Origin of the sequence: Novilysobacter longmucuonensis (genome assembly GCF_046600735.1) — a bacterium.
GTDB classification, from domain to species: domain Bacteria; phylum Pseudomonadota; class Gammaproteobacteria; order Xanthomonadales; family Xanthomonadaceae; genus Novilysobacter_A; species Novilysobacter_A longmucuonensis.
Window position 1 is genome coordinate 297,543 of the sequence record NZ_JBJMAW010000001.1, and the last position, 25,938, is coordinate 323,480.

General features: G+C 68.8%; 17 protein-coding genes and 1 pseudogene. 10 read left to right on the forward strand and 8 right to left on the reverse strand.

The annotated features are described in order from the left end of the window. Window positions 1-280 precede the first annotated feature (280 nt). Window positions 281-1,135, reverse strand: a complete 855-nt coding sequence (locus ACJQWM_RS01345; protein WP_332707829.1) for an outer membrane protein assembly factor BamD — start codon at window positions 1,133-1,135, stop codon at window positions 281-283. Between the two features lie 81 nt (window positions 1,136-1,216). Between ACJQWM_RS01345 and rluD the strand changes: the two genes are divergently transcribed. Continuing rightward, window positions 1,217-2,233: a 23S rRNA pseudouridine(1911/1915/1917) synthase RluD gene (gene rluD / locus ACJQWM_RS01350; protein WP_332707826.1), complete on the forward strand. Its 1,017-nt coding sequence runs from the start codon at window positions 1,217-1,219 to the stop codon at window positions 2,231-2,233. Window positions 2,234-2,252: 19 nt separating this feature from the next. Then, window positions 2,253-3,020 (forward strand): peptidoglycan editing factor PgeF, encoded by a 768-nt coding sequence (gene pgeF, locus ACJQWM_RS01355; RefSeq protein ID WP_411306620.1) that lies wholly within the window; start codon window positions 2,253-2,255, stop codon window positions 3,018-3,020. A gap of 377 nt (window positions 3,021-3,397) precedes the next feature. Here pgeF and otsA read toward each other — a convergent pair whose 3' ends face one another. The 3 genes from otsA to otsB form a co-directional block, all read right to left on the reverse strand. Further along, window positions 3,398-4,765: an alpha,alpha-trehalose-phosphate synthase (UDP-forming) gene (gene otsA, locus ACJQWM_RS01360; RefSeq protein ID WP_332706197.1), complete on the reverse strand. Its 1,368-nt coding sequence runs from the start codon at window positions 4,763-4,765 to the stop codon at window positions 3,398-3,400. 784 nt (window positions 4,766-5,549) lie between these two features. Further along, window positions 5,550-7,304, reverse strand: a complete 1,755-nt coding sequence (locus ACJQWM_RS01365; protein ID WP_332706255.1) for a glycoside hydrolase family 15 protein — start codon at window positions 7,302-7,304, stop codon at window positions 5,550-5,552. 86 nt (window positions 7,305-7,390) lie between these two features. Continuing rightward, window positions 7,391-8,140 carry a trehalose-phosphatase gene (otsB, locus tag ACJQWM_RS01370; protein ID WP_332706200.1) on the reverse strand — a complete coding sequence of 250 codons (750 nt, stop codon included), beginning with the start codon at window positions 8,138-8,140 and terminating at the stop codon, window positions 7,391-7,393. 196 nt (window positions 8,141-8,336) lie between these two features. Here otsB and clpB point away from each other — a divergent pair, with 196 nt between their 5' ends. Further along, window positions 8,337-10,961: an ATP-dependent chaperone ClpB gene (gene clpB / locus ACJQWM_RS01375; RefSeq protein WP_332706203.1), complete on the forward strand. Its 2,625-nt coding sequence runs from the start codon at window positions 8,337-8,339 to the stop codon at window positions 10,959-10,961. Window positions 10,962-11,107: 146 nt separating this feature from the next. Here the strand turns inward: clpB and ybaL are convergent, their stop codons facing one another. Continuing rightward, window positions 11,108-12,796 carry a YbaL family putative K(+) efflux transporter gene (ybaL, locus tag ACJQWM_RS01380; protein ID WP_332706207.1) on the reverse strand — a complete coding sequence of 563 codons (1,689 nt, stop codon included), beginning with the start codon at window positions 12,794-12,796 and terminating at the stop codon, window positions 11,108-11,110. Between the two features lie 97 nt (window positions 12,797-12,893). Here ybaL and ACJQWM_RS01385 point away from each other — a divergent pair, with 97 nt between their 5' ends. Both ACJQWM_RS01385 and ACJQWM_RS01390 read left to right on the forward strand, forming a co-directional pair. Beyond that, the gene (locus ACJQWM_RS01385; RefSeq protein ID WP_332706210.1) at window positions 12,894-14,747 is read left to right on the forward strand and encodes an ABC-F family ATP-binding cassette domain-containing protein; all 1,854 of its coding nucleotides are present in this window, start codon (window positions 12,894-12,896) and stop codon (window positions 14,745-14,747) included. A 305-nt stretch (window positions 14,748-15,052) separates the two neighbouring features. Continuing rightward, a complete protein-coding gene (locus tag ACJQWM_RS01390) occupies window positions 15,053-16,591 on the forward strand; it encodes a sodium:solute symporter family transporter (protein WP_332706213.1) in 1,539 nt (512 codons plus the stop codon). 229 nt (window positions 16,592-16,820) lie between these two features. Here the strand turns inward: ACJQWM_RS01390 and ggpS are convergent, their stop codons facing one another. Beyond that, window positions 16,821-19,238, reverse strand: coding sequence for a glucosylglycerol-phosphate synthase (gene ggpS, locus ACJQWM_RS01395; RefSeq protein ID WP_332706216.1), 2,418 nt, complete (start codon window positions 19,236-19,238; stop codon window positions 16,821-16,823). Then, entirely contained in the window at window positions 19,235-20,518 is a 1,284-nt protein-coding gene (locus ACJQWM_RS01400) for an MFS transporter (protein WP_411306621.1), read from the reverse strand. The genes ggpS and ACJQWM_RS01400 overlap by 4 nt, the downstream gene beginning before the upstream one ends. Window positions 20,519-20,725: 207 nt before the next feature. Between ACJQWM_RS01400 and ACJQWM_RS01405 the strand changes: the two are divergent. After that, window positions 20,726-20,947, forward strand: a pseudogene (locus ACJQWM_RS01405) (FmdB family zinc ribbon protein); the annotation flags it as partial. Window positions 20,948-21,271: 324 nt separating this feature from the next. Here the strand turns inward: ACJQWM_RS01405 and ACJQWM_RS01410 are convergent. After that, complete coding sequence (locus tag ACJQWM_RS01410; RefSeq protein ID WP_332706222.1) at window positions 21,272-21,763, reverse strand: DUF3011 domain-containing protein; 492 nt, start codon at window positions 21,761-21,763, stop codon at window positions 21,272-21,274. 297 nt (window positions 21,764-22,060) lie between these two features. On the opposite strand from ACJQWM_RS01410, the gene aspS reads away from it, so the two are divergent. From aspS to ACJQWM_RS01430, 4 genes are all read left to right on the forward strand, one after another. Then, on the forward strand, window positions 22,061-23,827 hold the full coding sequence (gene aspS / locus ACJQWM_RS01415) for an aspartate--tRNA ligase (RefSeq protein ID WP_332706225.1): 1,767 nt from the start codon (window positions 22,061-22,063) through the stop codon (window positions 23,825-23,827). A 7-nt stretch (window positions 23,828-23,834) separates the two neighbouring features. Further along, window positions 23,835-24,359, forward strand: coding sequence for a GNAT family N-acetyltransferase (locus ACJQWM_RS01420; RefSeq protein ID WP_411306637.1), 525 nt, complete (start codon window positions 23,835-23,837; stop codon window positions 24,357-24,359). Window positions 24,360-24,492: 133 nt separating this feature from the next. Further along, on the forward strand, window positions 24,493-25,158 hold the full coding sequence (locus ACJQWM_RS01425; protein WP_411306622.1) for an esterase/lipase family protein: 666 nt from the start codon (window positions 24,493-24,495) through the stop codon (window positions 25,156-25,158). A gap of 35 nt (window positions 25,159-25,193) precedes the next feature. After that, the gene (locus tag ACJQWM_RS01430; protein ID WP_332706231.1) at window positions 25,194-25,934 is read left to right on the forward strand and encodes a YebC/PmpR family DNA-binding transcriptional regulator; all 741 of its coding nucleotides are present in this window, start codon (window positions 25,194-25,196) and stop codon (window positions 25,932-25,934) included. Window positions 25,935-25,938 lie beyond the last annotated feature (4 nt).

Sequence of the window (25,938 nt, forward strand, 5' to 3'; positions counted from 1 at the left end):
CCCCATGGGCGAGCGGAAACCGCAAACGCACCGCATGCCAGGACAGCATCGTGCCCAGGGGAGGGTGCGCAGCTCTGGTAGAGCCGAGCTTGCTCGGCTGCGCGTCCCCGCACTAAAGGTGTGGCTGGCCCCGTGGAGATGCAGCGGAGCAAGCTCCGCTCTACGCGCACGGTCTTTGCGCGCACGCTTTTCGTAGGAGCGCCCCATGGGCGCGATTGGAACCGCACAACGTATCCCTGCCCGGACAGCATCGCGCCCATGGGGCGCTCCTACAGGCGACTCACTCGTTATCCAGCGCCGACTTCTCGCCCGCGAACGGGTTCAGCTTGCGCCAGTCGCTCGGGTAGTCGGGCCAGTCGTCGCTGAGGTACGGGTGGTCCGGCTCGTTCTGCTGCAGTACGCGCTCGGCATCGTTGGCCAGGGTCTCGTTGCCCAGGCCGGTGTAGGCGGCGGCGAGGGTGGCGACGGCGTCGTTCTGGTAGATGCTCTGCGGATAGGTTTCCAGCAGATGGGTAGCGCGGCTGGCGGCGGCGACGTAGGCGGTGCGGCGCAGGTAGTACAGCGCGGTGTCGAGCTCGTGGCGGGCGAACATGTTGCGCAACTCGGCCATGCGCTGGCGCGCGTCCTCGGCGTAGCGGCTGTTGGGGTAGCGCTCGGCGACGATGGCGAAGTCTTCGTAGGCCTGCAGCGGCGTGGCCAGGTCGCGCCGGCTCGCATCCAGCCGCCACACGCGCTGCAGGAAGATCGCATCACGGGTGGAGTTGGACAGGCCGCGCAGGTAGTACATGTACGAGACGTTGCGGTGGGTCGGGTAGGTGCGGATGAAGCGGTCGATGCTGCTGATCGCCTCCTCGTGCTTGCCGGCCTTGTACTGCGCGTAGGCGGTCTCGATCAGCGCCTGCTCGGTGTAGGGACCGTACGGGTACTGCGCCACCAGCCGCCGGAAACCGGACTCGGCGCCGGACCAGTTGCCGTTGATCATCGATCGGTGGGCGCGCTCGTAGATCTCCTCGGCCGGCTGGTTTTCGATTGCATCGTCGTCACTGAACCAGCCGCCGATGGTGGTGCAGCCGGTGGTGGCGGCCAGGAACAGCAGCAGGGTCAGCAGGCGGAGCGGGGCGGAGCGAAAGGTCATGGCAGGAGTCAGGGAGCGCCGGGGGCACGAAGCGTCGATAATAGCAGCCCGGCGCCGCGCCTCCTTAATCCAGCCCCTCCGATGACCGACTCCGCCAAGCCGCCGATTGCCCCCTCCACAGCGGACACGCCGCAATCCCGGCTGCTGCAGGCGACGGTGCCCGACGCCGCCGCGGGCCGCCGCTTCGACGCGGTGCTTGCAGAACTGTTCCCCGACTACTCGCGCTCGCGCCTGTCGGCCTGGATCAAGTCCGGTGACGCGCGCCTGGACGGCCGCGAGGTCCGCCCGCGCGACCCGGTGCGTGGCGGCGAGATGGTGGCGCTGACGGTGGTGCTGGACGTGCAGACCCGTTCGGAGGCCGAGGACATCGCGCTGGACGTGCTGTACGAGGACGAGCACGTGATCGTGCTCGACAAGCCGGCCGGGCTGGTGGTGCACCCCGGCGCCGGCAATCCGACCGGCACCCTGGTCAACGCATTGCTGCATCGGGACCCGTCGCTGAATGCGCTGCCGCGCGCTGGCATCGTGCACCGGCTCGACAAGGACACCTCCGGGGTCATGGTGGTCGCGCGCACGCTGCCGGCGCACACCGCGCTGGTGGCGCAACTGTCCTCGCGCGAGGTGCACCGGCAGTACCTCGCGGTGGTGGTCGGGGCGCTGGTGTCGGGCGGCACCGCCAAGGCCGCGATCGACCGCCACCCGCGCGACCGCATCCGCATGGCGGTGCGCGATGACGGCCGCGATGCGGTGACCCACTACCGCCTGCGCGAGCGCTTCCGCGCGCACACGCTGCTCGAATGCCGGCTCGAGACCGGACGCACGCACCAGATCCGCGTGCACATGGCGCATCTCAAGCACCCGATCATCGGCGACCCGCTGTACGGCGGGCCGCTGAAGCTGCCCAAGGGCGCCAGCGAGGAGCTGATCGCGGCCCTGCGCGGCTTCAGGCGCCAGGCGCTGCATGCCGAGACGCTGGAGTTCGCCCATCCGCTCAGCGGCGAGCCGGTGCGCTGCAGCGCGCCGGTACCGGCCGACATGCAGGCGCTGGTCGGGGCGTTGCAGGACGACAGCCGCGCCGCGGCCGACGCGGCGCGCTGAGCGGATGCCGGTCGTGCCGATGTCGGACGCGCTGCTGCCCGCCGACTGGCCCGCGCCCAGCGCCATCCGCGCCTTCACCACGATGCGCTACGGCGCGGGCGTATCGGCGGCGCCGTTCGACCGGTTCAACCTGGGCGCGCGTTGTGGTGATGCGCCCGATGCGGTGGCGCGTAATCGGGCCGAGCTAATCGAGCTGGCGGGGCTGCCGTCGGCGCCGTATTGGTTGCGGCAGGTGCATGGGGCGCGGGTGCTGAGTCTTGACGTAGCGCCCCCTCTCCCGCTTGCGGGAGAGGGGTTGGAACCCGAGGCTGATGCGGCCGTGACTGACGAACGTCACACCGTGCTCGCGATCCTCACCGCCGACTGCCTGCCGGTGCTGTTCAGCGCCGCCGACGGCGGCGAAGTCGGCGCCGCGCATGCCGGGTGGCGCGGGCTCGCCGCGGGCGTGCTGGAGGCCACCGTCGCGGCGATGCGCACGGCGCCGGACCGGCTGCTTGCCTGGCTCGGCCCGGCGGCCGGTCCGCAGCACTATGAGGTCGGGGCCGAGGTGCGCGATGCCTTTGTGTCGCATGACCCGGCGGCCGGCGCAGCGTTCGTGTCCACACGGCCGCAGCACTGGCGGGTCGATCTGTACGCGCTCGCGCGTCAGCGGCTGATTGCGGCGGGATTGCCAGCGGAGCAGATCCACGGCGGCGGGCTGTGCACGATCGGCGATGCGCAGCGGTTCTACTCGCACCGCCGTGACCAGCGCACGGGCCGCATGGCGACGCTGATCTGGTTCGAGTAGCCACCGTGTGGATCGTAGGGCGGGTTTTTTATCTACCGTCTCGAACGAACCGTGGTGGCACCGCATCGAAACTCTTCGGCCGCGGACGCGCCGGTCGAGATGGATGGCGGTCGCGCCCATGGGGCGCTCCTACAAGGGGCACGTGCGGGTGGTGCAGGAGCCGCGGTTTTGTAGGAGCGCCCCATGGGCGCGATCCCCGCCGCGACGCAGTTCCGGCGCCGATCGCGGGCATGGCCCGCTCCTACATCCCGTCGCCCGCAAGCAAACGTAGAGCGGAGCTTGCTCCGCTGCGTTGGGTGCATGCAGGATCACCGGTGGGGCAATCGGCCGCGTCACTCTCGATCGCGGGCATGGCCCGCTCCTACAAAAGCGGGTGGTCAGCCTTCGCGCAATGCTTTGAGGTAGTCGCGCCGCCAGGCGGTGATGTCGTACTTCTGCAGCCGCGTCATCATCGTCTGCCAGCGCTCGCGCCGCTCGCCCAGGGACATGTCGACCGCGCTGGCGATGGTGTCGGCCACGCCGTCCAGGTCATAGGGATTCACCAGCAGCGCGCTGTCCATCTCGCGCGCGGCGCCGGCAAAGGTCGACAGGATCAGCACGCCGGGGTCTTCAGGGTCCTGCGCGGCGACGAACTCCTTGGCGACCAGGTTCATGCCGTCGCGCAGCGGCGTCACCAGTCCGACCCGCGCCAGTCGGTAGTAGCCGGTCAGCGAGGCGTGCGGGTAGTTGCGGTTGACGTAGCGCATCGGCGTCCAGTCGGGGTCGGCATGCGCGCCGTTGATGTGGCCGGCCAGGCGCTCCAGCTCGATGCGCAGGGTGCGGTATTCCTCGACGTCGCCGCGCGACACCGGCGCGATCTGCAGGAACGTCAGCTCGCCCAGCTGGCTGGGGTGGCGCTCCAGGTAACGCTCGAACGCGCGGAAGCGCTCGGGCAGGCCCTTTGAATAATCGAGCCGGTCCACGCCGATCGCCAGCTGCCGGTGCGACAAACTGGCCGCGAGCCGTTTGACGCTGGCCTTGCCGACCGAGCGTTCGGCCTGGTCGGCGATGCCCGCGGTGTCGATGCTGATCGGGAACGCGCCCGCGCGCAGCCGCCGTCCGCGGGCGGTTTCGATGACGCCGCTCTCGACCACGTGGCCGCGCCCGAACAGGCGCACGTAATCCTGGAACCGCTCCAGGTCGCGATCGGTCTGGAAGCCGATCAGGTCGTAGGACGAGAGGCCATCGAACAGGCGGCCGTGGTCGGGCAGCGCCGCCAGCAGGTCCGAGGAGGGCATCGGCACGTGCAGGAAGAACCCCAGCCGGCAGCGCACACCGCGCTCGCGCAGCAGCTTGGCCAGTGGGATCAGGTGGTAGTCGTGCACCCAGACGGTGTCGTCCTCTTGCAGCAGCGGGGCGAGCTTGTCGGCGAACAGCGCGTTGACGCGGCCGTAGGCGGCGTAGGTCTCGCGGCTGTAGTCGACCAGATCGACGCGGAAGTGCAGCAGCGGCCACAGGGTACGGTTGGCGAAACCGTTGTAGTAGTCGGCGTGGTCCTGCTCGGACAGGTCGACGGTGACGTAGCGGATGTGCCCGTTTTCCTGTTCGTGCACCTGGCCGGACTGCTCCGGGTCGATCCTGCCGCTCCAGCCGAACCACAGGCCGCCGGTTTCCTCCAACGCGGCCTGAAGCGCCACGGCCAGGCCGCCGGCGCGCGATTCGTCGGGCGTGGCGACGCGGTTGGAGACGACGACCAGTCGACTCATGGGGGCGCTCCTTGCGATCCGGTGCAAGCGCCGGGGGTGATCCGTGCCGTGCGGCGCCGGTTGGTTCCGTTTTTCGCTGTTGCCCTCGCCCTCGCCCTCGCCCTCGCCCTCGCCCTCGCTCTTGCCCTTGCCCTTGCCCTTGCCCTTGACGTTGCAGCGCCGATTAATCCACCTCGTCTCTGCACAGACCCCGAAGGGGCGGCGCACATGGATGTGCGCCGTTTTCCGACCGAGCCATGGATGGCGAGTCGGAAAATCCCGATGCCTGCTGCAGGCCAAGTGTCTGACTTGTCGGGGAGGGGCCTTTCTTTGGTTACTTTCTTTGGCCATTCAAAGAAAGTCACTCGCCGAAGGCGAAAGCGTTTGATCTTCGCCTGTCTACCGTTTGCGGATGCTGCCGCGTTCGCGACGCGCTCAAGATCAACATCGAGATCAAGATCAACGTGAAAATCAAGATCAACGTCAAGAGCTTCCGCCTGAAGGCGGGTCACTTTCTTTGCTAAGCCCAAAGAAAGTAACCAAAGAAAGGGCTCTCCTCGACACACCTCCCGTGCGGGCGTGGAGTATCGCGGGGATTTTTCGACTCGCCATCCATGGCTCGGTCGAAAAACGGCGGCCATCCATGGCCGCCGCCCATCCGGGTCTGTGGAGATGCGACGTGGATTGATTGGAGTTGCAACGTCGAGGTCAACATCAAGGTCGAGGACAAGGGCAGAAGCAATCGCAAATGCAGGATCAAAAGCGTGGTCGGACCGCTCGAGATCACCAGCCGGGGCGGCGACGCTCACGTTGCCTCCTGCCACGGTCGGCTCAGGCGCATGGCCGCGTTGATCAGGCCGACATGCGAGTAGGTCTGCGGGAAGTTGCCCCAGTGCTCGCCGTCCTCAAAGGCCAGGTCCTCCGACAGCAATCCCAGCGGGTTGCGGCGTCCCAGGATGCGCTCGAACATCTCGCGCGCCTCGTCGCACCGGCCGATCGCGGCCAGCGCGTCGATGTACCAGAAGGTGCAGATCGTGAAGCTGGTCTCCGGAGTGCCGAAGTCGTCGGGGGCGACGTAGCGGAACAGCGCGTCGCCCAGCTTGAGCTCGCGGCCGATCGCCTCGACCGTGCCGATGAAGCGCGGGTCCTCGGCTTTGATGAAGCCCAGGTCGGCCAGCAGCAGCAACGAAGCGTCCAGGCGGTTTCCGTCCAGCGATTCGACGAAGTGACCGAGCTCGGCGTCATAGGCGTGGTCGCAGATGTGCGTGTGCATGCGGTCGGCGCGCTGGCGCCAGTGCTTGGCGCGGTCGTCCAGGCCCAATTGCGCGGCGATCTTGGCCAGCCGGTCGCAGGCCGCCCAGCACATCACGCTGGAATAGGTGTGCACCTCGGCGCGGCCGCGGAACTCCCACAGCCCGGCGTCGGGCTGGTCGTAGGCCGCGGCCGCCTGCTCGCCCAGCGTCTCCAGCCGCTCGAACATCGCCACGTCGCCCCGGTGAACCAGGCGCTGGTCGAAGAACAATTGGGTGGATGCCAGCACCACGCTGCCGTAGACGTCATGCTGCTTCTGCACCCAGGCCAGGTTGCCGCGCCGCACCGGGCCCATGCCGCGGTAGCCGGCCAGGGAGGCCACCTCCTCCTCACTGAGCTGGGTCTCGAAGCCGATGCCGTACAGCGGCTGCAGCAGGCCGTCGCTGCTGGCCAGGTTGAACACGTAGCGCAGGTAGTCCTCCATCGTGCGGGTCGCGCCCAGGCGGTTGAGCGCGCGCACCACGAAGGTGGAGTCACGCAGCCAGCAGTAGCGGTAGTCCCAGTTGCGCACCGTGTAGGCGGCTTCGGGAATCGAGGTGGTCATCGCCGCCACGATCGCGCCGGTCTCCTCGTACTGGCACAGCTTCAGCGTGATCGCGCTGCGGATCACTGCGTCCTGCCAGTCCAGCGGGATCGACAGATAACGCACCCATTCGCGCCAGTAGGCGATGGTGCGCTCCTCGGCATGGCGCACGAACGTCGCCACCGGCTGGGTCAGCGTCTCGTCGGGGCCGAGCACCAGGTGCAGGTCGCGATCGAGCACGAACGGCAACTGGTCGCGCACCAGCCGCACCGGTACGTCGCTGGTCAGGCGCAGGGTGAAGCCGGGCACCAGGTAGCGGATGTGGTTGCTGCCCCAGGTGGTCTCGGGAACGGCCGCACCGTAGTCCGCCAGCGGCCGCAGCCGGATGCGGATGCGCGGACTGCCGCTGAGCGGGCACAGCCGGCGCAGCAGCATGACCGGGCGATAGAAGCGCTCGTGCCAGTGCCAGCGCGGGGCGAAGTCGGTGATCTCCACCGCGCCGCCGTGGCGGTCGCGCAACACCGTGCGCAGCACCGCGGTGTTGGGCAGGTAGTGCTGCTCGGCCGATTCGAAGTCGTCGAGCTCGATCGCGTAGTCGCCGCCCTCGTGTTCGTTGGGCGACAACAGCGCGCAGAAGGTCGGGTCGCCATCGAAGGCGGGCACGCAACCCCATACCACCCGCGCGCGTGCATCGATCAGCGCCGCGACGCTGCCGTTGCCGACCATGCCCAGGTCGAGCGAGGGCTGCAGCGGCGAATCGGCTGGCGCGGGCGGCCGGGCTTGCGCGGCGGGTTGGCCTTGCGGCGCCTCGGTCATGGCGTGGTCACTCGGGCAGCGGCGCTCAGCCAGGCGCCGACGGCGGCGGGATCGGCCAAAGAATGGCCGGCGGCGGTGGGGCGGCGGTCGCCGACGATCACCGCAAGCCCGCCCAGCTCGAGCACGACCGCGAAGCCGTCCTCGTCGGTATGGTCGTCGCCGACGAACACCGGCTTGCGCCCCCGGAACGGGGCCGCGCCAAGCATCCGCGTGATCGCGGCGCCCTTGTCCGCGCCTGCGGGGCGCACCTCGACCACGTGATCGCCGGGCTGCACGCGGTAGCCCGGCAGCCAGGCCAGCGCCGCATCGGCAAGCGCCCGCAGCCGCGGCTCCGCGTGCCGGTTGCCGCGCCAGTGCAGCGCCATGGTCGCGCCCTTGTCCTCGACCACCGCGCCGGGAAATCGCGCGATGACGCTCTCGGCCTCGCGGCGCAGGGTTTTGAGTGGCGCCGGAATCGGCGTCGGCCGGGTGCTATCGCGGCGCTCCAGCCCATGCAGGCCGGTCGCGGGCAGGTGCAAGGGTGCGAACAGCGCATCGAGTTGTGCCAGCGAGCGGCCGCTGACCAGCGCCAGCGCACCGTCCAGGCGCTCATGCAGCGCACCGATCGAATCGAGCAGGTCCGGTGAGACCCGCACCTCGTCGGGCTTCTGCGCGAACTCCAGCAGGGTCCCGTCGACATCGAGGAACAAGGCCCAATCCAGCGCGGGCGGCGGCGGCGGCGGTAGCGGCGGGGTGGGTGCGGACATGCAAGCGATTGTGAACACGGGGATGTAAGCGTGGGGTGGACGGGCGGTGTTCAGGGTTCGGTTTTGGCGGGAGAGCTGGTCTGGACTCGGGTTCCGGGGTCCCGCTCGCCGACCCTCGCTCCCAGATCACCCGCTCCTTGATTCGCGCCCGTTACAACCGCATCTCCCACCCATCGCACCATCCAGAGAATTCCCGATGCGAATGGACAAACTCACCTCGCGCTTCCAGCAGGCGCTCGCCGACGCGCAGTCGCTCGCGGTGGGACGCGATCACAGTGTCATCGAGCCGGCACACCTGCTGGCCGCGCTGATCGACCAGTCCGGCGGCAGCACACGGCCATTGCTCTCCCAGGCCGGCGTCAACCTGCCGCTGCTGCGCGAGCGCCTCGGCGAGGCGCTGGAAAAGATGCCCAAGGTGACCGGCCAGGCCGGCAACGTCTCGATCGGCAACGACCTGGCCCGCCTGCTCAACGTCACCGACAAGCTTGCGCAGCAGCGCAGCGATGCATTCATCGCCAGCGAGCTGTTCGTGCTGGCCGCGCTGCAGGACGGCGGCGAGGCCGGCCGCGCGCTCAAGGCCGCCGGCGCCGACCCGGCCCGCATCGAGGCGGCGATCGAGAAGGTCCGCGGCGGCGAAAGCGTGCAGTCCGAGAATGCCGAGGAGCAGCGCCAGGCGCTGGAGAAATACACCATCGATCTCACCGCGCGCGCCGAGTCGGGCAAGCTCGACCCGGTGATCGGCCGTGACGAGGAGATCCGCCGCACGATCCAGGTATTGCAGCGGCGCACCAAGAACAACCCGGTGCTGATCGGCGAGCCGGGCGTGGGCAAGACCGCGATCGTGGAGGGCCTGGCCCAGCGCATCATCAACAACGAGGTGCCGGAGGGGTTGCGCGGGCGCCGGGTGCTGTCGCTCGACATGGGCACGCTGATCGCCGGGGCGAAGTTCCGCGGCGAATTCGAGGAGCGCCTGAAGGCCGTGCTCAGCGACCTGTCCAAGCAGGAAGGCAACGTGATCCTGTTCATCGACGAGTTGCACACGATGGTCGGCGCAGGAAAAGCGGAAGGCGCGATGGACGCCGGCAACATGCTCAAGCCGGCGCTCGCCCGCGGCGAGCTGCACTGCATCGGCGCGACCACGCTGGATGAATACCGCAAATACGTCGAGAAGGACGCCGCGCTGGAGCGCCGCTTCCAGAAGGTGCTGGTCGGCGAGCCGACGGTCGAGGACACCATCGCGATCCTGCGCGGCCTGAAGGAGCGCTACGCGGTGCACCACGGCGTGGAGATCACCGACCCGGCGATCGTCGCCGCGGCCACGTTGTCCAACCGCTACATCGCCGACCGGCAACTGCCCGACAAGGCGATCGACCTGATGGACGAGGCCGCCTCGCGCATCCGCATGGAGATCGATTCCAAACCCGAGGAGCTGGACCGCAAGGAGCGACGGCTGATCCAGCTCAAGATCCAGCGCGAGGCGCTCAGGAAGGAAAAGGACGCCGAGAGCCGGCAGCGCCTGGCCGACCTGGAAGCCGAGATCGCCGTGCTGGCGCGCGACTTCAACGACCTGGAGGAAGTGTGGAAGGCCGAGAAGGCGACCCTGCAGGGTGCGACCCGGATCAAGGAGCGGATCGAACAGGCCCGGCTCGAGCTGGAAGCGGCGCAGCGCAACCAGGATTACGCGCGCATGAGCGAGCTGCAGTACGGCGCCCTGCCGGAGCTGGACAAGCAGTTGAAGGCCGCGCAGGAAGTGGAGACGCAGGGCTTCACGCTGTTGCAGGACAAGGTCACCGCCGAGGAGATCGCGCAGGTGGTGTCGCGCTGGACTGGAATCCCTGTCAACAAGATGCTCGAGGGCGAGCGCGACAAGCTGCTGCAGATGGAGTTGCACCTGCATCAGCGCGTGGTCGGCCAGGAGGAGGCGATCAAGGTGGTGGCCGATGCGGTGCGGCGCACCCGCGCGGGGCTGTCCGACCCCAACCGGCCGAGCGGCTCGTTCCTGTTCCTGGGCCCGACCGGCGTGGGCAAGACCGAGCTGTGCAAGGCGTTGGCCGAGTTCCTGTTCGACAGCACCGATGCGATGGTGCGCATCGACATGAGCGAGTTCATGGAGAAGCACGCGGTCAGCCGCCTGGTCGGCGCGCCGCCGGGCTATGTCGGCTACGAGGAAGGCGGCTACCTGACCGAGGCGGTGCGGCGGCGGCCCTACAGCGTGATCCTGCTCGACGAGGTCGAGAAGGCGCACCCGGATGTGTTCAACATCCTGCTGCAGGTGCTCGACGACGGCCGCCTGACCGACGGCCAGGGCCGCACCGTCGATTTCCGCAATGCGGTGATCGTGATGACCTCCAACCTCGGTTCGCAGATGATCCAGGACATGTTCGATGAGACCAGCGGGGACGGCGATTCGCCGGAAGCCTACGTGCAGATGAAGGCCTCGGTGATGGGCGCGGTGCAGTCGCACTTCCGTCCCGAGTTCATCAACCGGCTCGACGACATCGTGGTGTTCCATCCGCTGGACAAGGCCCAGATCCGCGAGATCGCGAAGATCCAGCTGCACGGGCTGGAGAAGCGCCTGGCCGAGCGCGGCCTGAAGCTGGCGCTGTCGGCCGACGCGCTGACGCTGCTGGGCAACGTCGGCTTCGACCCGGTCTACGGCGCCCGCCCGCTCAAACGCGCGATCCAGCAGCAACTGGAGAACCCGCTGGCCTCGAGGATCCTGTCGGGCGAGTTCGGCAGCGGCGACACGGTGCAGGTCGAGGCCGAGGGCGGCAAGCTGGCGTTTCGCAAGACGCCCGCGGCGGAAGCGTCCGCGGGGTAAAAGGCCTGTAGGAGCGGCTTCAGCCGCGATCCGGAACAGGCGCAAGCGCGCGGGCACCCCGATCGCGGCTGAAGCCGCTCCTACACCAGCCAAAGCAACCCGCGCAGATCGCTGTAGGAGCTACAAGAACGCAGCGCGGGGTGCGGCTAACCGATCGTCGACGGCAAATGGCGCGCACCGCGGTAGGTCGGCGTGGCCATCACCATCTCGGCCAGGCTGTGGGCGAGCTCGCGCTCGGCCATGACCGCGGCGTCGGCGCCGTGCTGGAGCAGGTGCTTGACCTCGGCGTCGGAATGCGCGCGTGCCACGATCGTCAGTCCGGGGTTGATCTCGCGCAGCCGGGCGATGATCTCGCCAGCCTCCAGTACGTTGGGGATCGCCAGCAGCACGGTATTGGCGCGCTCGGGCTGGGCTTCGCGCAGCACCCGTTCGTTGACCGCGTTGCCCAGGATCGACGGCAGGCCCGCGGCGCGCGCGTGCTCGACCAGGTGATCCTCGCCGTCGATCACCACCACCGGCACCTTGCGCTCGGTCAACAGGCGCCCCAGCTCGCTGCCGACACGGCCGTGGCCGATCAGGATCACGTGGTTGGCGATGTCGGCGGGAATCGGCGGACTCATTACCTGCACCGCTTCGGGCATGGCCTCGGCGGCTTCACGCGCCAGGCGGCGGTCGAGCAAGGCGAACAGCAGCGGGTTGACCACGATCGACAGCAGCGCGCCGGCCAGGATCAGGTCCTGCCCGTCCTGCGGCAGGATGCCGAGCTGCAGGCCGAGCCCGGCGAGGATGAAGGAGAACTCGCCGATCTGCGCCAGGCTGGCGGAGATCACCAGCGCGGTCGAGCTGGGTTTGCCGAACCCGCGCACGATCGCCCAGGCAGCCAGCGACTTGCCGACCACGATGATCAGGAAGGTCATCAGCACCTCCAGCGGGTGCTCGACCAGGATCATCGGGTCAAACAGCATGCCGACCGACACGAAGAACAGCACCGCGAACGCATCGCGCAGCGGCAGGGTCTCGGTGGCGGCCTTGGCGCTGAACTCGGACTCGTTGAGCAGCATGCCGGCGAAGAACGCACCCAGCGCGAACGACACCCCGAACATCTCCGCCGAGCCGAACGCCACGCCCATCGCGATCGCCAGCACGCACAGCGTGAACAACTCGCGCGAACCGGTGCCGGCGACGCGTTCGAGTACCCACGGGATCACCCGGCGGCCGATGATCAGCATGAAGGCGACGAAACCGCCGACCTTCAGGAACGTGCCCAGCAGCGCGCCGCCGACGTCCGACATCCCGCCACCCTCGCCGCGCAGCACTTCGGCCAGCGCCGGCAGCAGTACCAGCGCGAGCACCATCGCCAGGTCCTCCACGATCAGCCAGCCGACCGCGATCCGGCCGCGGTAGGTCTCGACCAGGCGCCGCTCCTCCAGCGCGCGCAGCAGCACCACGGTGCTGGCCACCGACAGCGCCAGGCCGAACACGATCCCGGCGCCATGCGACCAGCCGAGCAACTGCGACAGACCCCAGCCCAGTGCGGTGGCGACCGCGATCTGCACGATCGCCCCGGGCAGCGCGATCGCCTTGACCTCCAGCAGGTCGCGCATCGAAAAATGCAGGCCGACGCCGAACATCAGCAGGATCACGCCGATCTCGGCGATCTGCGGCGCCAGCGTCTGGTCGCCGACGAAGCCCGGGGTGAACGGCCCGGCGACGATGCCGGCGACCAGGTAGCCGACCAGCGGCGACAGCCGGCATTTCTGCGCCAGCGCGCCGAAGATGAATGCGAGCACGAAGCCGACCACCAGGATTGCGATTAGCGGGGTGTGATGCGGCATCGATCGCTCCTTTTCGAACTGATCAGGATCGGGTGCGTACCCCGCTGTTGCAAGCACGGATATCGGCCCCGGCAGCCTGCCACCGTACAATGGCGGCATGATTTCATTTCGTGATTTCGCCTTGCGTCGCGGCGAACGCCTGCTGCTGTCCAAGGTAGACCTGACCCTGCAGGCGGGCTGGCGGGTCGGCGTGATCGGCCGCAACGGCACCGGTAAGTCCTCGTTGTTCGCTGCGGTGCAGGGCGAGCTGGAGTCCGACGTCGGCAACCTCGACATGCCCAGCCGCGTGCGCATGGCCAGCGTCGCCCAGGAGACCCCGGCGCTGGACGATGCGGCGCTGGATTTCGTGCTGTCGGGCGATGCCCAGGTGCACGGCGTGCTGATGGCCGAGCGCGCCGCCGCCGAGCGCGAGGACTGGGAGGCGGTCGCCGAGGCGCATCACCGGCTGGAGGAGATCAGCGGTTACGACGCCACCGCCCGCGCCGGCAAGTTGCTGCACGGGCTGGGCTTCTCGCCCGACACGCACGAGCGGGCGGTCAAGGAGTTCTCCGGCGGCTGGCGGGTGCGGCTGAACCTGGCGCGGGCGCTGATGACGCCGAGCGATTTGCTGCTGCTGGACGAACCGACCAACCACCTCGACCTCGACGCGGTGCTGTGGCTGGAGCAATGGCTGCTCAAGTACCCGGGCACCCTGATGCTGATCTCGCACGACCGCGAGTTCCTCGACGAGGTCACCACTCACACGCTGCACCTGCACGACGGCAAGGCCAAGCTCTACGCCGGCAATTTCACCGCGTTCGAGCGGCAGCGCGCCGAGCACCTGCGTCTGCAGCAGATCACCCACGAGAAGGCCCAGGCCGAGCGCGCCCACCTGCAGAGCTTCATCGACCGCTTCGGCGCCAGCGCCACCAAGGCCAAGCAGGCGCAGTCGCGGGTCAAGCGCCTGGCCAAGATGGCCGGTACCGAGGCGGTCCGCGCCGAACGTGCGCTGCGCCTGGAGTTCCCGTCCTCCGACAAGATCCCGCACGCACTGTTGCGGCTGATGCACGCCGATTGCGGCTACGGCGAGCACACCGTGTTGCACGACGTGGGCTTCATCCTGGAAGCCGGCGACCGCGTGGCCCTGCTCGGCCCCAACGGCGCCGGCAAGTCGACCCTGGTGAAGTCGCTGGTCGGCGAGATCGACCCGCTCAGCGGCGAGCGCGGCGGCCATCCGGACCTGCGCATCGGCTACTTCGCCCAACACACCGTCGAATCGCTGCGCGAAGGCACCACCGCGATCGACCACCTCGCCGACCTCGCCCCCGGCGTGGCCACGCAGCAACTGCGCGACTTCCTGGGCAAGTGGAACTTCCCCGGCGACCGCGCGTTCGAGACGGTCGACGTGTTCTCCGGTGGCGAACGCGCGCGCCTGGCGCTGGCGATGATCGCCTGGCGCAAACCCAACGTGCTGCTGCTCGACGAGCCGACCAACCATCTCGACCTGGACATGCGCGAGGCCTTGGCCGAGGCGCTGGCCGAGTTCGAGGGCGCGATCGTGCTGGTCAGCCATGATCGCCACCTGATCGGCCTTGTCTGCGACACGTTCTGGCGCGTGGCCGACGGCAGCGCCCAGCCGTTCGAGGGCGACCTCGATGCCTACGCCGTCTGGCTGCGCACCCGCGACAACTCCAACGACGGCAAGGGCGCGGCCAAGGCTGCCGCGCCCGTGGCAGCGCCGGTGCCCGCGGCCAAGTCGCGCAAGGCCAACCCGGTCAAGTTGGAACAGGCCGAGAAACGCGTCGCCGAACTCGAGTCGAAACTGCACACCCTCGACATGGACCTGGCCGACCCCGACCGCTACGCCGGCGGCCGCGACAACGCCAGTGAACTGGCCAGCCAGCGCGAGGCGACCGCTGCGCAACTGTCGAAAGCCGAGAGCGAATTGTTAGCGCTGTACGAGGAGGCTTGAACACTCGCGTGCTGGGCCGTGCCATGGGTGCGATGTCGGGCGGCGACGCACCCCGGTTTCGGATCGCGGCTGAAGCCGCTCCTACAGTCCCGGCTTATCGGCGCCATAAGCATCCTGTAGGAGCGCCCCATGGGCGCGAGCTCTTCGGGCAGGCGATGCAGGCAATCAGGCAACCGGTCGCGCCCATGCGCCTATAGGCATGGGGCGCTCCTGCAAGGGAAAGACCTTACCGGCATGCGGTTTGACCCGCGCCCGCAGGCTGTGTTTCGGTAAACAGCGTTTCTGCATCGGATGGGGCGATCGCAGTGCTGCACACGCTCGACTATGTGGTCCTGGGGCTGTACCTGCTGATCGTGACGGTGATCTGCGTGCGGGTGACGCGACGCAGCCCGGAGTCCGACGAGCTGTTCCTGGCCGGGCGGACGCTCGGCGCCGGCGTGGTCGGCCTGTCGTTGTTCGCCTCCAACATCTCCTCGACCACCCTGATCGGCCTGCCCGGCGCGGCGTGGTCGTCGGGCATCGCGGTGGCCAACTACGAATGGATGGCCGCGCTGGTGCTGCTGTTCTCGGCGCTGTACGTGGTGCCGGTGCTGCTGGGCAACCGCCTGACCACGGTGCCGGAACTGCTGGAACGCCGCTTCGATGCGCGCCTGCGCAAGTACCTGTCCGGGGTCAGTGTGTTCCTGTCGATCGTGCTCGATACCGCCGGCAGCCTGTTCGCCGGTGCGCTGGTGCTGCAGGTGTTCTTCCCGCAGTTGCCGCTGGTCGGCACCATCGTGGCGATCGCGTTGTTCACCGGCCTCTATACCGCCGCGGGCGGCCTGCGCGCGGTGGCCTACACCGATGCGCTGCAGTCGGTGGTGTTGCTGGTGGGCGCGGCGATGCTGGCGTGGCTGGTGTTCGCCGAGTTCGACCACTCCTGGGCGAATGTGGTCGCGGCGATGCCGGCCGATCACCTGTCATTGGTCCGGCCGCTGGACGACCCGCATCTGCCATGGCTGGGCACGCTGATCGGCCTGCCGATCCTGGGTTTTTACTACTGGACGATGAACCAGTACGTCAGCCAGCGCCTGCTCGGCGCGCGTAGCGTCGAGGCCGCCGGGCGCGGCGCCATGCTCGCCGCCGGGCTGAAGTTGTTGCCACTGTTCCTGATGGTGCTGCCCGGCGCGATGGCGATCGCGTTGCTGCCGGACCTGCAACGCGCCGACGAGGTCTATCCGCGCCTGCTGATGGAGTACGCGCCGGTCGGGCTGACCGGGCTGATCCTGGCCGGGCTGCTGGCGGCGATCATGTCGAGCATCGACTCGGCGTTGAACTCGGCCTCGACCCTGATCACCCACGATTTCATCCAGCCGCGGCGGCCGCACCTGGACGCGCGCGCGCTGGCGAAGCTCGGCCGCGGCATCACCCTGGTGCTGATGGCGCTGGCGGCGATGTGGGCGCCGATGATCGACCACTTCCCCGGGCTGTTCGCCTACCTGCAGCAGACCTTTGCCTACGTCACCCCGCCGCTGGTGGCGGTGTTTCTGCTCGGCCTGTGGTGGCGCGGGCTCGGCGCCAGCGCGGCGTGGCGCGCGCTGCTGACCGGGCACGCGATCAGCGTGGCGTGGTTCGTCGCTAGCCAATTGGGCTGGCTCGATCTGCACTTCACCATCGTCGCCGGGGTGTTGCTGGCGCTGACCGCGGTGGCGGCATGGCTGTGGCAGGCGGGCGCGCAGGCACCGGATGCGGCGCAGTTGGACGCGGTCGATCGGAGCCGTGCGCCGGCGGTGTCGGCGGCGGTGCGCTGGGGGTCGGCCACGCTGGTGGCGGTGACCGCGGCGCTGGTAATCGCGTTCTGGTGACTGCCTGTGCTCCCTCCTTTGGAAAAGGAGGGTTGGGGAGGATTTGCTCCAACCGGGGGCCGGATGCGCAGCGAATGAGCTGGCGTGGTCGCGACTCACCTCGCTCCTACCGGTGACGCATGGGATCGTCATGCCGACGCCAACACCGGCTTGTGATCGCGGCTGAAGCCGCTCCTACAAGTGAAGGGCCGGACGCGAGACGGCGACGGAGTCCAACCGAAAACCGCTTCTATTCGTTGCTCGGCATTGCGTAGCGATGATGGCTGGCGCCGCTGCCGGCGGTCTCGACCGCGTCGAGGAAGTCGTGGCCCCAGCGCTCCACGTCGTAGCGGCTGACGATGTCGAACAACTGCCGCTGGCGGCCTTCGGCTTCGTCATCGGGCATCGCCAGTGCCTGCGCCAGGCCGGCGACGAGATCGTTCTGGTCGTGCGGGTTGGTCAGCACCGCGCCCTTGAGCTCGGCCGCCGCGCCGGCGAATTCCGACAGCACCAGCACGCCGCTGGTGTCCTGGATGCCGTGCACGGCGATGAACTCCTTGGCCACCAGGTTCAGGCCATCGCGCAGCGGCGTGATCCACATGACGTCGGTCGCGGCGTAGTGCGCGAGCACCTGCTCGAACGGCAGCGCGCGGGCGAAGAACCGCACCGGCGACCAATCCAGGTCGGCGTAGCGGCCGTTGATGCGGCCGACCGCCTGCTCGATCTGGGTCTGCAACTGCCGGTAGATCGTCATCTCCTTGGCCGCCGGCACGCACACCATCAGCAGCGTGACGCCGCCCTGCATCCGCGGCTGCTGCTCCAGCAGGCGCTCGAAGGCGAGCAGCTTTTCCAGCGTGCCCTTGGTGTAATCCAGGCGCTCAATGGACAGCACCAGCTTGCGGCCCTTGAATTCCTGGCGGATCTCGGCGGCGCGCTCGCGGACCTCCGGTTGCGACAACGCCTCGCGGATGCGCGCCAGGTCGGTGCCGACCGGATGCGCGCCCAGGCCGATCTCGCGGTCGCCCACGCGCAGGCAGGTGGTCATGGTGTCCAGCCCGACCGCGCAGCCGTAGGTCAAAAAGCGCGGCGCGCAGCTTTCGCGGTGCAGCGTCTCGGCCGGCATCGCCCCGCGCACCACGTCGACGAAGTTCTCGACCTGGCGCGGGATGTGGAAGCCGATGTAATCGCACTGCAGCAGGCTGCCGAGGATCTCGCGCCGCCACGGAACCACGTTGAACACGTCGGCCGAGGGAAAATAGGTGTGGTGGAAGAACGCGATCTTCAGGTCCGGGCGCAGCTCGCGCAGCGTGGCCGGCACCATCCACAGGTTGTAGTCGTGCAGCCACACGGTGGCGCCGTGAGCGGCCTCCGCGGCGGTGGCTTCGGCGAACTTGCGGTTGACCTTCAGGTAGATCTTCCAGTCGTCCTCGCGGAAGCGCGCGCGCTCCCAGAAGGTGTGCAGCATCGGCCAGAACGCTTCCTTGGAGAATCGCTTGTAGAACGCGTCGACCTCGGACTTGGTCAGCCTGACCCGGGCCACGGTGAGGTCGGGATAGCGCGCCTCATCGACCGGGGTGTGGCTCTCGAACGCGCCCAGCTTGGGATCGTCCACGCTCCAGGCGACCCACGAGCCCTTGCGGCCGCTTCCGAAGAAGCCCAGCAGGCTGGGGATGATGCCGTTGGGCGAGGTCGGCCGGCGGCGCTTGCGTACTCCGTCCTCGACGTATTCCTCGTAGGGCAGCCGGTGGTAGACCATCACCAGCTCGGATTTGCCCATCGCCTGCGGCTTGGGCGTGCGCCGGTGTGGGTCGTCGGCCTCGAGCAGGTTGAAATGCTCGATCGCCTCCAGGATGCCGCCGCAGCCGGGTGCCTCGGCGTGCAGCACGTTGGCCAGCTGCTGGGTGGCCGAGACCAGCGCCGGTTCGGAATCGCCGACGCATACGCCCTGGAACCCGGCGACGAACATCGACAGGTCGTTGAGGGTGTCGCCGGCGACCAGCACGCGCTCGTGCGGCAGCTCGAGAGAGTCGGCGAGCGCCGCCAGCGTGCGGCCCTTGTCGGTGTCCGGCGGCAGGATGTCGAGGTAGCGATCGGCCGAGTACAGCACCGAGCAGCCCAGCGACTGCGCCGCGGCCTCGATCTCGTGGCGGATGCCGGTCAAGGTTTCGGGCGCGCAGAAGTACGAACAGCGGCGCTCCTGCGGCACGTCCTGCCGCACCAGGCCGTCGAAGCGGTCGATCGCATCGGCCACCGCGTGCTCGCCCGGCCAGCGCGCGTCTATCCCGGCCTGCAGCGGCTGCACCGGCTGCAGGGTCAGGCCGTCGACCACGGTCGCGCCGACGTCGCAGATGACGTAGTCGGGCCGCGGCAGGGTCGGGTCCGACAGCAGCGGCATCACATGCTCCAGGCCGCGGCCGGTGACGAAAGTCAGGCTGATCCCCGGGTGGCGGTCGACCAGCCGGTAGAGCTTCTGGCGGTGTGCCGAGGAGCCGGCGAGGAAGGTGCCGTCCAGGTCGGTCGCCAGCATCAACGACGGCGCGAAATCGTCGCTTTCACCGGTGGACGGCGAAGCGGCCGGGGTCGGGCGTGCCGAGGTCGCGCCGGCGGCTTTCGAAGCGGAAGACTTCGAAGCGCTGGAGCGGCCCTGGGATGGCGTTGAGCGGTTCACTGGCTTTCCTCTCGGGGGCGATCAGATGGGCGCGCGGGGGATGGCACCTCAGTGGCAGAAGCGGCGGGCGGCGCATCGGGCGCGTCCGTCTCGGGCAGCAGTTCCAGCGCCGACGGGGTGGTGCGCAGCATCGGGTGGAAGTGCGCCGGGTGCTCACGTTCGCGACGGTACGACAGGCGCCGCCCGCCGGTAACGAGCGCCAGCAACGCCAGGGTGATGGCGAAGAATGCCGGCAGTGCCTGCGGGCCGGCCTGGGTCATCAAAGCGCCGGCCAGCGCCGGACCCAGTGCGGAGCCAATGCCATTGAGCAGCAGCAGGCTGCTGCAGCCCGACAGCATGTCCTCGGCGGCGAGGTGGTCGAGCAGGTGGGCCACGCACACCGGGTAGATCGCGAACGACAGCCCGCCGAACGCGAAGAACAGCGCATACAGCAACGTCCTGTCGCTGCCGCCGGTCAGCGCCAGCGCCACCGAGACCACCGTCGCCAACGTGCAGACCAGCGCCAGGGTGGTGCGGCGGTCGCCGCGGTCCGACAGCCGGCCGATCGGCCACTGCAAGGCCGCGCCGCCCAGGATGGTCAGGCTCATCAGTGTGGCGATGCCGGTCACGTCCATGCCCAGCCGGCTCGCGTAGACCGCGCCCAGCCCCCAGAAGCCGCCCAGGGCCAGCCCGCCCAGCAGCGCGCCGCTGGCCGCCGCGGGGGCCGCCCGGTACAGCGCCACCAGGGCCAGCCGCGGGGTTGCGGGCAGTTCGGGCTGGAGCATGCGGCTGGCGGTGACCGGCAGCGCGGCGACGCAGATCAAAATCGCGACCAGGCTGAAGGGCACGAACAGCAGCGGCGAGTACAGGCCGATCAGCCACTGGCCCGCAGCCAGTGCCAGCAGGTTCACCGCCATGTACACCGCGAATACCTGGCTGCGCTGCGCCGCCGGCGCCTGCGCGTTGAGCCAGCTCTCGATCACCGTGTACAGGCCCACCAGGGCAATGCCGGTCAGCACGCGTAGGCCGCCCCAGATCCACGGATCCACCAGCATTGGATGCAGCAGCACGGTTACGGCGCACAGCGCGGCGTAGAACGCGAACGCGCGGATATGGCCGATCCGCTGGATCAGGTTGGGCGCGGCGTAGGTGCCCAGGAAGAAGCCGACGAAATAGCCCGACATGATCAGGCCCAGGGTCTGGTCGTTGAAGCCTTCCGCGCGCCCGCGGACCGCCAGCAGGGTGCCCAGCAGGCCGCTGCCGGCCAGCAGCAGCGCCACGCCCGCCAACAAGGCGGTCATCGATCGAACGACTGGAATCATTACCCCGACAGCAAGTGCCTGCGTACGCAGATAGCCACGCACCGTAACATGCTGATCTGGTTGAAAAAATACCGCCAGATTTCACGTTGCCTGCACATCGCGTCGGGCAGGGGCCGCGGCCTGGACTTGATTCGCCGCCGGCTGGCCCCACAATCCGCGCACCGTTCCGCCGAGTTGCCTCCCGCCATGCCGATCTACGCTTTCGAGTGCGCCGCCTGCGGCCACAGCTTCGACCGCCTGCAGAAGCTGTCCGACACCGATCCACGCGATTGCCCGGCGTGCGGCCAGGCCGAGCTAAAGCGCCAGCTCACCGCGCCGCAGTTCCGCCTGGCCGGCGGTGGCTGGTACGAGACCGATTTCAAGAAGGACGGCGACCGCAAGCGCAATCTGGCTGGCGATGCTGGCTCGGGCGAGGGCCGGGCCGGCGACGGCAAGGTCGCTGAAGGCAAACTCGGTGAAGGCAACTCCGGTGAAGGCAAGTCCGGCGAGGGCAAGTCGGGCGAAGGCAAGTCGGGCGACGGCAAGCCCGCCGAGAAGAAAGCCGAGCCGGTCAAGGCCGTGGCCAAGCCGGCCGCGAAGCCGGCCAGCCCGGCGGTCTGAGCGACGCCGCGCGGCGACCGACGGCAGTCGGCGTAGGGTGGGCACAGAAAACGTGCCCACCCTACGAATGCAGCGCTGTCGTCCGCCGAAAAGCTGGGCTTGCCAGCCCAGCCTACCGAAGCGCCTGAGCGCTCAGCTTGCGCTTTGCCGCACCGCGGCGACTTCCGTGGGGATCTTCACGAACACTGCGCTGCAACCGCGATCGACCCAGACCGCGCCGGCGCGCCAGCCCCAGTTGCCGCCTTCCACGCAGATCACCTCGGACAGCTCGTGCGAGAGTTTCACCGCTCCGCGGAACGGCGTGCGGCACTCGCGGTAGCCCAGGTCGCTGCTCTCGCAGCGCACTTCGGCATCGAGCCCTGCAAACCCCTCTTCGTCCGCGGCCGGTTCGTCCGCCGGCGCCACGATGGTCAAACCGACCCGCATCTGCCCGCGTGAGGTGCCCGCCAGCATTGGCCCGGCCTGCCGCAGCAATCCGCTGGCCGCGGTCGCCGGTGGCGCCGAGAGCAACGTGGCCGACAGCAGCGGGGCCGCGGCATGCTCGATGCGGGCGCCGGCCGTGCTCGAGAACAGCGACAACGACAGCAGCAGCATCCACAGCCGGAGCTTGCACGCTGTCATCATGGTCTCTCCCCCTTCTCGTCGAACGCAGCCGTGGTCGGTGCTGGTGCTGGACCGGAACTTGCCGCTCATCAGCTGTCAGCGGCCCGCGCGGGGATAACTTGAGCCTATTGGGGCAAGCATCGCCGAAAACGCAACCGGCGTCTCAAACTGCGTGCGACTGCCGTTGGCCGTGCGTAAAACGGGACGATGGCAGCTGATCGCGCGTGACCGACGGCACGTCCGCAGCGCAGCCGCTAAAATGCCGGCCTTATCGATCTGCCCCGGCCTCGGCCGGACCAGCCGCATTCCGGAGCCCCCATGCGTACCCATTTCTGTGGCCTCGTCGACGAGCGCCTCATCGGCCAGACCGTCACCCTTTGCGGCTGGGCCGACGTCGCCCGCAACCTCGGCGGGCTGTGCTTCATCGACCTGCGCGACCACGAGGGCATCGTCCAGGTGCTGGTCGAGCCCGACAGTCCGGAGGCGTTCGCGGTGGCCGAACAGGTGGGCTACGAGGACTGCCTGCGCGTGACCGGCGTGGTGCGCGCGCGCCACGCGGTCAACGACAAAATCAGGACCGGCCAGGTCGAGGTGGTCGCCAGCCGCATCGAGGTGCTCAACAAGGCCGAGCCGCTGCCGTTCCACGCCCATGAAAACGCCGGCGAGGACATCCGCCTGAAGTATCGCTACCTCGACCTGCGCACCGCGGACATGCAGCGCAAGCTGCGCATCCGCACCCGGCTGGTGCAGGCGCTGCGGCACTGGCTGGACGCACGCGAGTTCCAGGACATCGAGACGCCGATCCTGACCAAGGCCACGCCGGAGGGCGCGCGCGATTTCCTGGTGCCGGCCCGGATGCACCCGGGCGAGTACTACGCGCTGCCGCAGTCGCCGCAGCTGTTCAAGCAGATCCTGATGGTGGCCGGCTTCGACCGCTACTACCAGATCGCGCGCTGCTTCCGCGACGAAGCCCTGCGCGCCGACCGCCAACTGGAATTCACCCAGCTCGACATCGAGTTTGCCTGGGTCACCGAGCGCGACGTACAGGACGCAACCGAGGACATGATCCGCACCGTGTTCGGCGAGGTCATGGACGTGGAACTCGGCGAATTCCCGCGCATGACCTACGCCGAGACGATGCGTCGCTTCGGCTCGGACAAGCCCGACCTGCGCATTGCAATGGAACTGGTCGACATCGCGGAAATCGTCAAGTCGTGCGAGTTCAAGGTGTTCACCGACTGGGCTAACCTCGAGGACGGCCGCGTGGTCGCGCTTCGCGCACCGGGCGCGGCGAGCCTGTCGCGCAAGCAGATCGACGACTACGCCGCGCACGCCGCCAAGTACGGCGCCAAGGGCCTGGCCTGGATGAAGGTCGAGGACGCCGGCAAAGGTCGCGATGGCGTCAACTCGCCGATCGCCAAGTTCCTCGACGACGCCACGCTGGCGGCGATCCTGGCCGCGACCGGCGCGCAGAGCGGCGACCTGCTGTTCTTCGGCGCGGCCACCTACACCGTCGCCAGCGATTTCATGGGCGCGCTGCGCCTGAAGCTCGGCCGCGACCTGAAGCTGGTCGATGAGGGCTGGGCGCCGCTGTGGGTCACCGATTTTCCGATGTTCGAGTGGGACGAGGAAGCCGGCCGCTTTGTGGCCTTGCATCACCCGTTCACCGCGCCGGCGGTCGACGACGAGGCCGAGCTGCGCGCCAACGCGAAGACCGCGGTTTCGCGCGGCTACGACATGGTGCTCAACGGCAACGAAATCGGCGGCGGCTCGATCCGTATCCATCGCTCCTCGATGCAGTCGGCGGTGTTCGAGCTGCTTGGCATTGGCGCGGACGAGGCGCAGGCCAAGTTCGGCTTCCTGCTGGACGCACTGAAGTACGGCGCGCCACCGCACGGCGGCATCGCGTTCGGCATCGACCGCATCGCCGCCTTGATGGCCGGTACCGACTCGATCCGCGACGTGATCGCATTCCCCAAGACCACCACCGCGCAATGCCTGATGACCGGCGCGCCCTCGGAGGTGCCGGATGCGCAGCTGGCCGAGGTGCATGTCTCGATCCGGCCCAAAGCCGCCAAGGCCTGACGTGTCGCTGGCGATCCGCCGCGCGGGGCCGGCCGATGCCGAGACGGTGTCGCAACTGGCTTCGCGCTCGTTCGTGGAGACCTTCGGCCACCTGTATCCCGACGAGGACCTGCAGGCCTTCCTGCAGGACAGTTATGCAGTCGGGAAGCAGTCGGTGATCCTGGCCCACCCGGCCTATGCGATCTGGCTGCTGGAACGCGACGGTGAGCCGGTCGGCCATGCCGCGGCGGGACCCTGCGGGCTGCCGCATCCGGAGGTCGCCGCCGGCGATGGCGAGCTCAAGCGTCTGTACGTGCTGAAGGACCACCAGAACGCCGGCTGGGGCGGGCGCCTGTTCCAGACCGCGCTGGACTGGCTGCAGCGCGACGGCCCGTGCACGCTGTGGATCGGGGTGTGGTCGGAGAACCTCGGCGCCCAGCGCTTCTATGCGCGGCACGGCTTCGAGCACGTCGGCGATTACGAGTTCCCGGTCGGCCGGGTGCGCGATCATGAATTCATCCTGCGCCGCCGTCCCGATTGTTCCTCCGGTTGAGCCCGCCACTAAACCGCTTCGAACCTGCCGTTCCCACCTTTGAAAAAGGGGGGCAGGGGGGATTTGCTCTTGCCCTAGCGACAAGCCCAGACAAATCCTTCCAAGCCCTTCCTGTCCCGGCCAGGGCGCCTGCGTGACCCGCCGCGTCCTCCTGCTGCACGGCTTGTGGATGCCCCGCGCATCGATGCACTGGCTTGCCAGGCGGCTGGCGGCGGCCGGGTTTGCGCCGGAACCGTTCGGCTATTCCACCGTCGCCGGTGGGCCCGATAGGGCCGTGCCGGAACTCATCGAGCGCCTGCGACGCGGCGACGCCGATGTGGTCGCGCACAGCCTCGGCGGCCTGATCACCCTGACCGCATTGCGGCGCGACGCGGACCTGCCGGTACGCCGCGTGGTCTGCCTCGGCTCGCCACTGTGCGGCAGCGCGGCCGCCGAGGGCCTTTCGCGGCGGCGCTGGAGCGCGCGCACGCTGGGCCGCAGCGCCGAGTTGCTACGGCGCGGCTGCGTGCCCTGGCAGGGCCGGGCCGAGGTCGGGGTGATCGCCGGCCGGGTGCCTTTCGGGCTCGGCCAGTTCTTCGGCGGTATCCGCGGCGACAGCGACGGCACCGTCGCGGTGGCCGAGACCCGCCTGCCCGGCCTGGCCGACCACGCCGTGGTGGCGGCCAGCCACAGCGGACTGCTGTTCTCGCGCGATGCCGCGGCGCAGGCTGCCCAATTCCTGCGTGAAGGACGGTTCGCGCCGGGGGCGCTGCCGGGGCCGGCGGGAAATTCCCGGCCCGGCGGCAATGAGCGCCTATAATCCGCGGCTTGTTTCTCCAGCACCACCAAAATCGTATGGCCGGTCATTCCAAGTGGGCCAACATCCAGCACCGCAAGGGCGCCCAGGATGCCAAGCGCGGCAAGATGTTCACCAAGCTCCTGCGCGAGGTCGGCGTGGCCGCGCGCACCGGCGGCGGCGATGCCGCGAGCAACTCCCGGCTGCGCACCGCGATCGACAAGGCCTTCGCGGCCAACATGACCCGCGACGTGATCGAGCGCGCGGTCAAGAAGGCCACCGGCGAGCTCGAAGGCATCAGCTACGAGGAGATGCGCTACGAAGGCTACGCGCCCGGCGGCGTCGCGGTGATCGTCGACTGCCTGACCGACAACAAGGTACGCACCGTGGCCGATGTGCGCCACGCGTTCGGCAAGTTCGGCGGAAACCTTGGCACCGACGGCTCGGTCGCCTTCATGTTCCGCAAGCTCGGCGTGCTGAGCTTCGCGCCCGGTGCAGATGAGGATGCCATTACCGAAGCCGCGATCGAGGCCGGCGCCGATGACGTGGTGGTGTATCCACAGGACGGCTCGATCGACGTGCTGACCGCGCCGGATGCTTTCGAGCCGGTCAAGGCCGCAATGGCGGCGGCGGGCCTGGACCCGGACGATAGCGAGGTGACCTTCCGCGCCGACAACGATGTCGCGGTCGAGGGCGAGACCGCGCAGCAGGTGGTCAAGCTGCTCGACTGGCTGGAGGACCTGGACGACGTGCAGAACGTGTATTCCAACGCCGAACTGGGCGAGGGCGCGTATGCATAAGACC